This is a genomic window from Paractinoplanes deccanensis (assembly GCF_016862115.1).
Taxonomy (GTDB): domain Bacteria; phylum Actinomycetota; class Actinomycetes; order Mycobacteriales; family Micromonosporaceae; genus Actinoplanes; species Actinoplanes deccanensis.
Genome location: NZ_BOMI01000022.1, coordinates 45,847 through 58,318, shown reverse-complemented (window position 1 = coordinate 58,318; position 12,472 = coordinate 45,847). Strand labels below are relative to the sequence as shown.

The window sequence follows — 12,472 nt, the reverse complement described above, 5'->3', positions numbered from 1 at the left end:
TCGAGACCGGGCCCGTGGTGGAGACCGGGTGCGTGATCGTGACCGCGCGCATGATCGCGACCCGGCCCGTGATCGCGACCCGGCCCATGGTCGAGACCGGGTGCGTGATCGTGACCGCGCGCATGATCGCGACCCGGCCCATGGTCGAGACCGGGCCCATGGTCCAGACCGGGCGCATGATCGCGACCGCGCGCGTGGTCGGGGCCGTGTGTGGGGACATGGCCGCCGTCGTGGGCGTGGGAGTGCGGGTGGGCGTGGCCGGGTGTGGCGGCGTGGGTGTGGGTGTGGTCGAGGGAGGTGCGGCGGCCTATCGCTGAGACGAGGGCGATGAGGCCGACTGCGGCGACGAGGGTGCCGCTTGCGATGCCTAGCCAGCTCAGGACCGTTTCGCCTGCTATGCCGGCGACAGTGGTCAGCAGGAGGCCCAAGGCCAGCACGCCGGCTGTGTGGGTGAAGGTGACGGTGGCACCTACGAGGACGGCGTCTCGGGGGCGGCCCTGGGTGCCGGCCAGGTAGGCGGCCATGACGGTCTTGCCGTGGCCGGGGAGGGCGGCGTGGGCGGCGCCGAGGAGCAGGGAGAGGAGGACAGCCAGCACACCGACCAAGGGGGTCAGGCGGTTGCCTACGAGGTTTTCGAGCCGGCGCTCGGCGCCGGCCAGGGGACCGCTGAGGCTGAGGGGACGGTCGGCGGGCGCCGGCGCCGCCGCGATCGGGCACGGCGAGGCCGCGGGAGAGGAAGCGGGCGAGGCTGAGCCGGGAGAGGAAGAAGAGCAGTCGGTGGCGGGGCCTGGTGAGGCGGTGAAGGAGGCCGATCGCACGTCGGACGGAGCGGCGAGGAGGTCGCGGGGGTAGGAGCGTAGCTCGTTGCTGGGGCTCACTGTGGGCAGTGGGGAGTTGGTCAGCTGGACGCCGGTGCCGGTGGCTACCAGCTCGCGCCAGCCTATGTGGGTGTCGCGGAAGGTGTTGGCCATCTCGATCGGTGTGGTGCCCTCGAAGGATGTGGGGGCGGACAGGCGGCAGGTCAGGCGGGTGGTCTGCAAGCCGCCTGCGCCTTTTTCGTGGGCCAGGTGGGCGTCTTTGACGGTCCAGCGCAGGCCGGTGCCGGCGACGGTGACGGTCAGGGCGGCTGCGGCTTCGTCGCATGTCGGGGGTGGGTCCTGCAAGGTGGGGAGCTCGGCCAGGTCGGCGACCGTCAAGGCATCCACGCGGTCGGGGTGGAGGGTCAGGCCGGCGTAGCGGTTGACGGAGAAGTTGCCCAGCGGGTGGGCAGCGGCGAGCGCGGACGACAAGCCGGGAGCGGACGACAAGCCGGGAGCGGACGACAAAGCGGGAGCGGACGACAAAGCGGACGCCGACGACAAGCCAGGAGCCGACGACAAAGCGGAAGCGGCAGCGGGCGTGGACGACAGGGCCGCGAAGGCCAGGAAGGAGAAGAGCGCGACAACCGAAAGGCGTTTCATCGCCGGGACTCCAGGGCGGCCAGGGCCCGGGCGGCGTTCGGGCCGTCCACGGGCGAGAAGTGGGGGTTCAGGGTGCGGGCGCGGCGCAGGTCGGCGCGGGCGCTCTCGTGGTCGCCGAGGGAGAGGGCGATCAGGGCCTTGTGGTAGGCGTAGGCGGCGTTCTGCGGGCTCGCGGCGGTCGCCTGCTGGGCGTACGGCAGTGCCGCTTTGTCCTGGCCCGTGGTGTGGAGGGCCTGGGCCAGCACGTCGGCGACCTCGGCGAACGGGCGGCGGCGCCACTCTGTCGTCGCGGCGGTCACGGCCTTGTGGGGGTCGCCCGTGGCCAGGGCCAGCTGGGCGGCGGTCAGCTCGTCGCGGCCGCCGTTGGCCACGAAGAGCTGGTGGGCGGCGGCGGCCAGGGTGAGCTGGCGCGCGGCCTCCTCGGCACGGCCCGCGAGGCGCAGCGTCTCCGCGTACTCCATCAGGGTCTCGGGGGTGGGGGTTCGCGCCGTCACCGCTCGCAGGTCGGCCACCGCCGCGTCCACGTTGCCGGTGGCGGCCGACACGCGGGCCCGGCCGCGCAGCAGGGGGTGATAGTCGGGAGCCGCCGCCAGGCCGGCCTCGTATTCGGCCGCGGCGCCCGTCAGGTCGCCGCGAAACCAGGCCAGGTCGCCCAGCTGGTTGCGGCAGAAGGCGATGTCAGCCGGGTCCACCGCGGCGGCCAGGGCGCGCCGCATCAGAGCCGTGGCCTCCGTGAGGCGGCCCTTCTGTTCCAGGTCGTACGAGGCCCTGGCGTACGCGGCGAGCCCGGGCCGCAGGTCGAGCATGCGCTGCACGGCCGCGCTCGCCGCCGCCGGACGGCCCAGCTGGGTCTCGGCGTCGGCCAGCACCCCGTACGCGTCGGAGGAATAGGGGTTGACCCTCAGCGCGGCCTGGGCGTGCCCGCGCGCGGCGGTGAAGTCGTGCCGGGCGTTCGCCAGGGCGCCGAGGCCGACCTGGGCGTCCGGGTTGTCGCGCGGGCGCACGGCCAGCGAGCGGCGCAGCGCCTCCTCGGCCATCGGATACCGGCTCGGGTCGGCGCTCACCCGGGCCTGCTCCACATATGCCAGACCCAATTGGGCCCAGGTCCGGTGGTCGCGGGGCAGGGTGCGCAGCCGCTGCCGCGCCTGGGTGACCGTCTGCTCGAGCCGGTCGGTGCGGGCGATGGCGGCGGCCGGCTCGGGCGGGGCGGGTGTCCCCCGCAGTCCGAAGATCGCGCCCACGGCGAGCAGGGCGATCGCGGCCAGGGCCACGGTGACAGCTCGTTTCATGGGAGGTTCCTTCCTCGTACGGGGGACACGCGCGCTCAGAAGATGACCGTGTCGTCGTCGGCGGACGGCCGGGACAGCCGCCGTCGCCGCATCAGCCACCAGACGGTGAGCATCGTGACCAGCGCGACCGCGCCCAGCACACCGCCCAGCAGCGCGGACGAGTTGCTGAGCCCGCTCGACGACGCCGCGGGCGTGATCGAGGGCTGAGGCTCGTCAGAAGGAGACGGAGAGGAAGGGGAAGAGGGGGAAGCCGCGGCCGGAGAAGGAGAGGCCGGGCCCTGGTTGGGCAGCGCCACGTACGGGAACGTGCCGCCGAACGGGTTGTCGTTCGCGTCCACCTTGTCGCCCGCGGCCAGCGCGTCCACCAGCTTGCCGCTCTGCGCCGCGCCCTCGACCGCCTGCACCGAGATGTCCACGACGTCGTCGGTCAGCCGACGCCCGTTCGGGAAGCCCTGAAGGTCCTTGGCGAGCACGCCGAGCCGCTGCGGCTGGGCGCTGACCGGCACGCCGAGGTTGAGCCGCAGCATCTCCGAGGGCCGGAACCGGCTCGCGTCGACGTCCTTGTTGTTCAGCTGCGAGTTCAGGTCCGCCTTGATCGGGCCCTTCACCTTCGTGGTGATGCCGGTCAGGTAGATCTCGACCAGGTCGTTGCGCGGCGCCGGCGGGGCCTTCACCCCGTAGATCTTCTCGATCAGGCGGGGCAGCTCCGGGTCGGTGACCCGCTTGACCACCTGCGGGATGCCGGCGTCCTTGTCCGGCGAGATCGAGTTGAACGCGTCCTTCAGGCCGGCCGGCACGACGACCTCGTTGACCAGCGGGTTGCCGAGCCGCGACACCTGCACGCTGTCGTTGCCCCGCGGCGCGGAGGCGTCGCCGCCGGTCATCCGGTAGCGGCTGCGCTCGGTGGTGGTCCAGACGCCGACGACCGGGTTGCGGTCCGCGTCGCCCTTGAGCGCCACGTCCTTGAACGGCACCTGCAGGGCGATGGTGTTCACGTTGTAGCCGGCCAGCGTGTCGGTGCCCGTCTCGCTGAGGTCCCCGCCGTACAGCAGGTCGAAGACGCGCAGGTCGAGGAAGAACGGGTCGTCGGCCTGGCCCGCGAACAGCTTCCAGCCGCCCTTGAGCTGGATGGTCGACTGGTCGCGCAGCTTCTGGTAGTCGGGCATCGAGGCGGCGCCGATCCGCGACGGCGCGACCGGTGCGTCGCTGACGCGGGTCTTGAAGGGCTCGCCGTTGAACGACGACTCGAGCGTGTAGGTCTGCTTGAACAGCAGGTTCTGGTCGTCGAGCGAGGTGACCGGGCCGTCGTTGTAGAGGAAGGTCTTGGTGCCGCGCTTGTCGACGTTCTTGAAGGTCCACCGGAAGACCGCGTCCGGCTTGGCGTCGCCGTCGCTGTCGACGTTGATGCGGTACGCGGCGTCGGTGGCGAACGGGTAGAAGTTGGGCCCGCCGTCGGGCTCCTCGAACGGGATCCAGTTGGCGATCATCGTCACGTAGCCCGGGCGGTCCGGGCTCACGAAGGCGTAGAGGTCGGTGTTGTCGGCGGCCGGGTCGCTGGCGATGAGCGGCGCCTCGCGGTGGCTGGACGCCGTGGAGGCGCCGGGCCCGAGCGCGGTGAGCGACACGACGAGTGCGACGGCTCCGGCCGCCGCCAGTGATCGTTTGATCATTGTTCCCCTCCCGATGTCGCGAGAGGTTCGGCGCGGGGCGGACGCCGGATGGGTCCCCGCGGCGAATTGGCACGAACGGCCACTACGTTTGCGTCATGACCTTGATCCGCAGGACCGCGCTCGTCGTGGTGCTCGCCGTGCTGGCGGCGGCGCTGGGCGGGGCCGTGCCGCGGACCCCGGTCCCCGCCACCGCGAAGCACACGGTGACGTACGACAAGTACTCGCTCCTGCTCGACGGCAAGCGGACGTACATCTGGTCGGGCGAGTTCGCGTACTGGCGGCTGCCGAGCCCCGGGCTGTGGCGCGACGTGCTGCAGAAGATGAAGGCGAACGGCTACAACGCCGTGTCGATCTACTTCAACTGGGCGTACCACTCGCCGAAGAGGGGCGTGTACGACTTCGGCGGCGTCCGCGACGTGGACCTGCTGCTCGACATCGCCGCGCAGACCGGGCTGTACGTGATCGCGCGTCCCGGCCCGTACATCAACGCCGAGACCAGCAGCGGCGGCTTCCCGGGCTGGCTGAGCAACGACCCCGGGCGGGCCCGCAGCGACGCACCGAGCTATCTCGCCGCCGCCGACGAGTGGATGACCCGCATCGACGCGATCATCGGGCGGCACCAGTTCACCGAGGGCACCGGCACGGTGATCCTCCAGCAGATCGAGAACGAGCTCTTCGTCACCGGCGCCGCGCAGCAACGGTACATGCTGCGCCTCGCCCGCCGGGTCCGCGCCGACGGCATCACCGTGCCGATCTTCCACAACGACGTGGGCCGCAACGGCTATTGGGTGCCGCGCAGCTCCGAGGTGCCCGGCACCGTCGAGGGACCGACCGGCCTGTACGCCTTCGACGCCTACGTCGGCCCGCAGCGCTGCGGCGAGGCGCCGAAGGACGCGCCCGACTTCGGCCTGTGGGGTCCCGGCGGCGCCAAGGGCGGGGCCTCCGCCTCACCACGCACCCCGGGCTTCACGGCCGAGTTCGGCGGCGGCTGGTTCGACCACTGGGGCGGGCCGGGCGCCTATCCCTGCCTCGCGCGGGAGGCAGGCTCCGGCTACCAGCGCGTCTTCTACGGCACGAACATCGCCAACGGCCTGAGCATCCAGAACTTCTACATGACGTACGGGGGCACGTCCTGGGGCTGGCTGCCGTCGCCGGTCGTCTACACCTCCTACGACTACGGCGCCGCGATCGACGAGGCCCGGCAGCCGCGGCCCAAGGCGACCACGATGAAGCAGCTCGGCATGTTCGTGCAGAGCTTCGCACCGCTCACCGAGCTGGACCGCGGCGATCCGGTCACCCCGTCGTCGGCGAAGGTCAAGGTCTACCACGACGTCAACCCGCACTCCGGCGCGCACCTCTACGTCGCCATGCACCACCCGTCCAGCGCCACCACCGACGACGCGTTCACCTTCCCCATCTCGACCGAGGACGGCGATCACACCCTGGCGGTACGCCTGAACGGGCTGGACGCCAAGCTGCTCGTCGCCGATTACGACATGGACGCTCAGCACCTGGTCTACTCCACGTCCGAGCTGATGACCCACTTCGCCGGCACCGCGCTCTTCCACGGCCGCCGGGGCGAGAGCGGCGAGACGGTGCTGCGCTACCCGAGCGCGCCGGCCGTCTCCGGTGACGTGCGGAGCAGCTACGACGCGGCCACGGGCGACCTGCGCCTGACGTACGTGCACGACGGTCTCACCGAGGTGCGGATCACCGGCGGTGGCCGGCCGCCGCTCACCCTGCTGCTCGCCGACGACGAGGCGACCGCGACCCTCTGGCGGCAGGACACCCCGGCGGGCCCGGTGCTCGTGAGCGGGCCCGCGCTCGTGCGCACAGCCACGTACGAGGGCTCGGATCTGCTGTTGAGCGGGGACACGACCGGCCGCACGAGCCTGCGGGTATGGGGTGCCCCGCCCGGGACGCGGGTGCGGTGGAACGGCCGGCTCGACGGTGCTGATCCCGTACGGCTGCCCGATCTGGTCTGGCGCTCCTCCCCCGGCTCGCCGGAGGCCGATCCCGGCTACGACGACTCCGGCTGGCAGCCGGCCGGCCGCACCACGACCGCCGCCACCACACCGCCCCCGCCCGGCGAGCCCGTGCTCACCGCCGACGACTACGGCTTCCACCAGGGCGACGTCTGGTATCGCGGCCGCTGGACCGGCAGCGTCGAGACGCTGCGGATCCGGTACGGGGGCGGCGGCGCCGGCCTGGCGCAGGTCTGGGTCGACGGCGCCTACCTCGGCCAGAACGTGCTGCCCGCCGGAAAGCCGTCGCCGCCGCGGACCGCCACGGCCACCTTCACCGTGCCGTCCTCGTCCCGGACCGCCGGGCAGCACGTCGTCGCCGTGATGGTGCGCAACAACGGGCACACCCAGGACGTGTACGCCGACGACGCGCACAAGGAGGGCCGCGGCCTGATCTCCACGTCGCTCGGCGCGGCCGCCACCTGGCGGATCCAGGGCAACCTCGGCGGCGAGGACCCCGCCGACCCGGTACGCGGCATCACGAACGCGGGCGGGCTGGCCGGCGAGCGCGCCGGTGTGCACCTGCCCGGCTATCCCGACGCCGCCTGGCACACGGCCGCCGTGCCCGCCGCGACGGCCGCGCCCGGCACCACGTGGTATCGCAGCACGTTCCGGCTGGCGGTGCCCGCCGGCCACGACGCGTCGCTGGGCCTGACCATCGGCGACCCGGGCACGCCCCGGTCGGCGGCGAGGTACCGGGCGCTGATCTTCCTGAACGGGTGGAACCTCGGCCAGTACATCGCCGACGTCGGGCCGCAGGGCACGTTCGTGCTGCCGAACGGCATCCTCGACCCGCACGGCGTCAACACCCTCGCCCTCGCGGTCACCAGCGACGGCGGCCCCGGCAACGGCCTCGAGAAGGTGGCGCTGACGAACCTCGGCACCGTCCGCGGCGGCGTGGACGTGCCGCTCGTCGCGGCCCCCGCCTGGGCGCCTACGGGCGGATGAACGCCGTGGCCTCCGCGGCGCGCGCGGTGAGCTGGTCGACAGTGGCGGCGGAGAAGGCGCCCGGGTCGTGCCCCATCACGCAGACGGTGCCGATCCGGTGGCCCGCGGCGCCGGCAAGCGGCACCCCGGCGTACGAGCGGACCTGGCTGATCGTCACCAGCGGGGTGCCGGCGAGGTCCGGGTCGGCGGCGAGGTCGTCGATCACGACCGGCTCGCCGGCGCGGACCACCCGGGCGCACGGCGTCCACTCCGCCGGCATCCCCCCGGCCTCCCGGATCCACCCGCCGAACGCGTGCGCCCCGTAGACGGCGACCGAGTCGGCGAGGACCACGGTGACCGCCGCCATGTCGGCGCCCACCTCGGCGGCGACCTCGGCGGCGAACCTGTCGACCCGCTGGGCGGTGTGATCGCTGTAGCCGTCGAGCGCCACCCCCGCGGCGCGCAGCCGGTCGGGGTCACGCAGCGGGTCGTTCTCGTGCGGCGTGAGCAGGTCGCTCACGACCGAGCGGAACTGGCCGAGCGGCACGGGCTTGGCGAGGACGACGTTGCAGTAGAGCAACGCGGTGGGCGGCGCGCACGCGCTCACCATCAGCAGTGGCAGACCGGTCGTGCCGGGATCGTCGCGCAGCCGCTGGGCGACCTGAAGCCCCGTCATCTCGGGCATGTAGTGGTCGAGGACGCTCAGATCGGGCTTCAGCTCGGCGATGCGGGCGAGCGCGGACGGCCCGTCGGGCACGGTGTGCACCGTGTGTCCCGCCGACGTCAATACGGTCGTGAAAAGGTCCGCGACGTCCGGTTCGTCGTCGGCCACCAGGATCGTCGCCATCGGCCTCTCCCGTGATGTGATGCCGGCACCTCCGACCGTACGCGGGCCGCCGCCGCCAGGTGTGCGGATCGGCGGATCAGCCGTAGGGCGCCTCGACCCGGGCCGTCACCTGCCGCCCGCCGGCCGTTCCGGCGACCGCGACGTACGCCGTCCCGCCGATGTGCCGCACGCTCGCCTCGGAAGCGGCGCTCGTCGTAGGCGCGGAGGAACGCCTTGACGCGGTCGCGCGCCTGCTTCGAAAGCGCCTTCGGCCCCCTGGCATCGATACCGGTCACCGTCTGGGCCGCGTGCGGCGGCTCCGCCCGCACGCCTTATGATCTTGCCGCGTGATCCACAGAAGACTGTCCATATGGGCATCAGTCGGTTTGATCGCCACATCGACGTTGATGGGCGCCGCGCCGGCCCGTGCCGACGAGACCTCCGAGCCACCCCGGGTGGAGCTCGTCCTCGACGTCAGCGGCTCCATGCGCGCCAAGGACATCGACGGCGAGACCCGCATCGCGGTCGCCAAGCGGGCCTTCGGCCAGGTCGTCGACGGGCTGCCGGAGACCACGCAGCTCGGCATCCGGGTGCTCGGCGCCACGTACGGCGGCGACGACAAGCGCAAGGGCTGCCAGGACACCCAGTCGATCGTGCCGATCGGGCCGGTCGAGCCGGTCGCCGCCAAGAACGCCATCGCGCGGCTGCAGCCCACCGGCTTCACGCCGATCGGCCTCGCCCTGCGCGCGGCCGCACGCGACCTCGGCACCGGCGAGGCGGCCCGGCGCATCGTGCTGATCACCGACGGGGAGGACACCTGCACGCCGCCGGACCCGTGCACCGTCGCGCGGCAGCTGGCGGCCCAGGGCACCAAGCTGGTCGTGGACACGCTCGGGCTGACCCCCGACGAGAAGACCCGCAAACAGCTCGTCTGCATCTCCACGGCGACCGGCGGCACCTACGCGTCGGCGACGAGCGAGCAGGAGCTGACCGACCGGGTACGCCAACTCGTGGACCGCGCCGCCGTACCACCGCCCGTCACCCCCGCGGCCGTCACCGGCGCCGCGACGTGCGAGAAGGCCCCGGTGCTGTCGGCCGGCCTCTTCACCGACCGGGAGCGCATCGGCGAGCACCGCTACTACCGGGTGCCGCTGCAACCGGGCCAGGAACTGCGGGCGTCCGTCAGCGTCGCGCTGGACCGCCCCGTGAACCGCGACTACGGCGTCCTCCTGAAGGCCGCGACTCCGAACGGCCGCGAGCTGGTGCGGGGCCTCGACGCGAGCAGCGGGCGCGCCGACGTCATCTCGGCCGGCCTGCGCTGGTCCCCCGGCGACGAGGCCATCGACACCGTCTGCCTGATCGTGAGCAACTCCTTCGCGTCCGCCACCTCGGCCGGCGCCCCCGGCATGCCGCTCGAGCTCAGCATCGACACCGTCGCCGCCTCGACCGCCCCCGACGCGCCCGGCCTCGGCCGCGGCTGGCTGCTCCTGCTGGTGCTCGTCGTGGCCGGCCTGATCGCCGGCGTGCTGGCCGGCTGGCTGACCCGCTGGTGGGTCGCCACCTGGAGGGAGAACTGATGCTCACCCATCTCGCCGCCCTGCTCCTCGCGCCCGGCGCCGCCGGCCTCAGCGCCGGGACGTCCTTTCTCACCGCCGCGCCCATCGAGGCGGACCGGCCCGTCCAGGTGGCCGCGGTCACGGGCGACTACCTGTATTGGTCGTTCCCCGCGACGGCCGGCCAGCAGCCGCACCTGACCGCCACGGTCACGCTGCCGCCCGCGGCCGACCGCCACGGCGCCCAGGCGTGGACCATCGAGGTCTTCGACGGCCTCCGCCGCCGCCAGCCGTGCGTGGCCGGCGAGCAGAGCCCGATCGCCGAGCCCGCCGCCACGGACATCACCCTCGGCTGCGACCTGCGCCAGATCCGCTCGTGGGCGGAGCCGTCCGACCAGGACCCGCTGCCCGGCACCTACTACGTGCGCCTCACCTCGACCGAGATCCCCGAACAGGACCTCGGCCTGCCGCTGAAGGTGGACCTGACGCTGACCGCCGAGAAGGGCGACACGGGCGCCGACCAGGGCACCCTGGCCGCGCCGCTCAACCCGGTCAGCCGCCCCGGCACGGTGTCGGCGGACGTTCCCACGCCCGCCGTCTCCCCCTCGGCCGACCCGGACGACACGTCGGCGTTCTCCTTCGTGCCCGAGTTCTCGTCCCGCTGGATCTGGACCACCACCGGCGGCGTCCTGGCGGCCGTCGCCGGGTTGGTCGGCTTCTCCTTCACCCGCCGGCGCCGCCCCTGAGCCGGGCTTGCGGCTTCGGCTTCGGCTTCGGGCAGAAAGAACGTTCGTTCTGCCCGAAGCCGGAGCCGGAGCCGGCCGCTCAGTCGGGGCGGCCGCGCAGGTAGTGGCGCACCGCCGGAGCCGTCCAAGCAACAACCTCGGCGCGGGTCATGGCCGTGATCGGGGGCAGTTTCAGGACATAGCGGCTCAGGGCCAGGCCCAGGACCTGCGACGCCACCAGGCCGGCCCGGGTCAGCGGCTCGCCGGGTGCCAGGCGCTCGGCGAGGGGCACCAGCTGGGTCGCGAAGATCTCGCGCATGCGGTCGGCCGCGGCCGGGTTGGTCACGCCGGCGCGCAGGAGCGCCATCAGGGTCTCGTCGCCCTCCCAGCGGTCCAGGAAGTGGCGGATCAGGACGGTGGCGACCTCCTCGTCCGGCACGGCGGACAGGTCCGGCAGGCGCAGGTCGAACTCGGCCGCCGCCGCGAACAACCGCTCCTTGTTGCCGTAGTAGCGCATCACCATCGACGGGTCGATGGCCGCGTCCGCCGCGATCGCGCGGATGGTGGCGCGCTCGTAGCCGTCTGCGGCGAACCTCTCCCGGGCCGCGCGCAGGATCGCCGCTCGGGTGCCGTCGGAGCGCCTCGGTCGTTCCCCACTCATGCCAACAATCGTAGGCCAACACCTGTTGACTGTCACGGCACCGCGCCGTACCGTTATGCCAACAAGCGTTGGCAAACAGATGTTGGCAGGTGATTCGCAATGCTTCCCGCAACCACCGATGTCCTGATCGTCGGCGCCGGGCCCGTGGGCCTCGCCACCGCGACCGCGCTCGCTCAGGCCGGCGTCGCCGTGACCGTCACCGACCGGGCGCCCGGCGCCGCGCACACCAGCCGGGCCGCCGTCGTGCACGCCCGCACGCTGGAGGTCCTCGACCGCATCGGCGCCGCCGCCCCGCTGGTCGACGCGGGGATCCCGGCGCCGCGCTTCACGATCCGCGACCGTGACCGGGTGCTCGTGCCGGTCACCTTCGACACACTGCCGACCCCTTACCCGTACGCGTTGATGGTCCCCCAATCGACCACCGAAGCGGTGCTCGGCGACCGGCTCACCGCGGCCGGCGGCACCGTCCTGCGCGGCTACGAGGCCACCGGGCTCGACGGCCGCACCGTCACCTTCGCGACCGGCGAACGGGTCACCGCCCGCTACGTGGTGGCCGCCGACGGCATGCACAGCACCCTGCGCCACCTGGCCGGCATCGGCTTCGGCACCTCCGGCGCCGGCGGCAGCGCCACCACCGGCGGTGAGTCGTTCACGCTGGCGGACGTGCAGGTGCACGGCGGCCCGCCCCGCGACGAGGTCGTCCTCTACTTCTCGCGCGCCGGCCTGCTCGTGTGGGCCCCGCTCCCCGACGGCACGGTGCGCATCGTCGCCGCCGTCGGTGACGCGCCCGAGCAGCCCGGCGCGGCGTACATCCAGTTCCTGCTGGACGGCCGCGGTCCCGTCCGCGAACGGGCGCGCGTCGACGACGTCGTGTGGGGCTCTCGGTTCCGCGTGCACCACCGCGTCGCCGACACGTTCCGCGCCGGCCCCGTGCTGCTCGCCGGCGACGCCGGGCACGTGCACAGCCCCGCCGGCGGCCAGGGCATGAACCTCGGCCTCCGCGACGCGCTCGCGCTGGCCGGCGCGCTCACCGAGACGCTGGGCTCCGGCTCCGAGACCCCCCTCGACCGGTACGCGGCCGAGCGCCGCCCCGCCGCGCGCGAGGTCGTGCGCTTCGCCTCCCGGCTGACCCGGCTCGCCACCGTGCCCGCGCCCCTGCGCCCGCTGCGCAACGGCGCGCTGTCGGCGCTGTCGCTGCTTCCCGCGTTCCGCGAGTCCCTGGCCTTCCGCCTGTCGAGCCTCGAACGCCCCGCGCACCGGTGACGACAGCCCGCCGCCCTGAAAGTCGTCATCAAGCCGGCCTGACCGCAGGTCGGCGTGGCCCGGCGTCAGCGGCG

9 protein-coding genes are annotated in these 12,472 nt (G+C 73.2%); 4 read left to right on the top strand and 5 right to left on the bottom strand.

What is annotated here, in order from left to right; all coding sequences use genetic code 11:
- The 3 genes from Ade02nite_RS07640 to Ade02nite_RS07630 form a co-directional block, all read right to left on the bottom strand.
- Positions 1–1,460: HoxN/HupN/NixA family nickel/cobalt transporter (locus Ade02nite_RS07640; protein ID WP_498370398.1), on the bottom strand; the 1,460-nt coding region annotated here is incomplete at its 3' end.
- Positions 1,457–2,749, bottom strand: a complete 1,293-nt coding sequence (locus tag Ade02nite_RS07635) for a tetratricopeptide repeat protein (protein WP_203760832.1) — start codon at positions 2,747–2,749, stop codon at positions 1,457–1,459. The genes Ade02nite_RS07635 and Ade02nite_RS07640, both read right to left, overlap by 4 nt.
- A gap of 35 nt (positions 2,750–2,784) precedes the next feature.
- Positions 2,785–4,419: a DUF4331 domain-containing protein gene (locus Ade02nite_RS07630; protein WP_203760831.1), complete on the bottom strand. Its 1,635-nt coding sequence runs from the start codon at positions 4,417–4,419 to the stop codon at positions 2,785–2,787.
- A gap of 95 nt (positions 4,420–4,514) precedes the next feature.
- Here Ade02nite_RS07630 and Ade02nite_RS07625 point away from each other — a divergent pair, with 95 nt between their 5' ends.
- The gene (locus Ade02nite_RS07625; RefSeq protein ID WP_203760830.1) at positions 4,515–7,391 is read left to right on the top strand and encodes a beta-galactosidase; all 2,877 of its coding nucleotides are present in this window, start codon (positions 4,515–4,517) and stop codon (positions 7,389–7,391) included.
- On the opposite strand, the gene Ade02nite_RS07620 is transcribed toward Ade02nite_RS07625, so the two are convergent.
- Complete coding sequence (locus Ade02nite_RS07620; protein WP_203760829.1) at positions 7,378–8,217, bottom strand: response regulator; 840 nt, start codon at positions 8,215–8,217, stop codon at positions 7,378–7,380. The two genes, Ade02nite_RS07625 and Ade02nite_RS07620, sit on opposite strands and share 14 nt — an antisense overlap.
- A 326-nt stretch (positions 8,218–8,543) precedes the next feature.
- Between Ade02nite_RS07620 and Ade02nite_RS07615 the strand changes: the two genes are divergently transcribed.
- Together Ade02nite_RS07615 and Ade02nite_RS07610 are read left to right on the top strand one after the other, a co-directional pair.
- Positions 8,544–9,773, top strand: coding sequence for a VWA domain-containing protein (locus Ade02nite_RS07615; protein WP_379037486.1), 1,230 nt, complete (start codon positions 8,544–8,546; stop codon positions 9,771–9,773).
- The gene (locus Ade02nite_RS07610) at positions 9,743–10,495 is read left to right on the top strand and encodes a peptidase (protein ID WP_203760834.1); all 753 of its coding nucleotides are present in this window, start codon (positions 9,743–9,745) and stop codon (positions 10,493–10,495) included. The genes Ade02nite_RS07615 and Ade02nite_RS07610 overlap by 31 nt, the downstream gene beginning before the upstream one ends.
- 79 nt (positions 10,496–10,574) lie before the next feature.
- Here Ade02nite_RS07610 and Ade02nite_RS07605 read toward each other — a convergent pair whose 3' ends face one another.
- A complete protein-coding gene (locus Ade02nite_RS07605; RefSeq protein WP_203760827.1) occupies positions 10,575–11,135 on the bottom strand; it encodes a TetR/AcrR family transcriptional regulator in 561 nt (186 codons plus the stop codon).
- Between the two features lie 99 nt (positions 11,136–11,234).
- On the opposite strand from Ade02nite_RS07605, the gene Ade02nite_RS07600 reads away from it, so the two are divergent.
- A complete protein-coding gene (locus Ade02nite_RS07600) occupies positions 11,235–12,398 on the top strand; it encodes an FAD-dependent oxidoreductase (RefSeq protein ID WP_203760826.1) in 1,164 nt (387 codons plus the stop codon).
- Positions 12,399–12,472 lie beyond the last annotated feature (74 nt).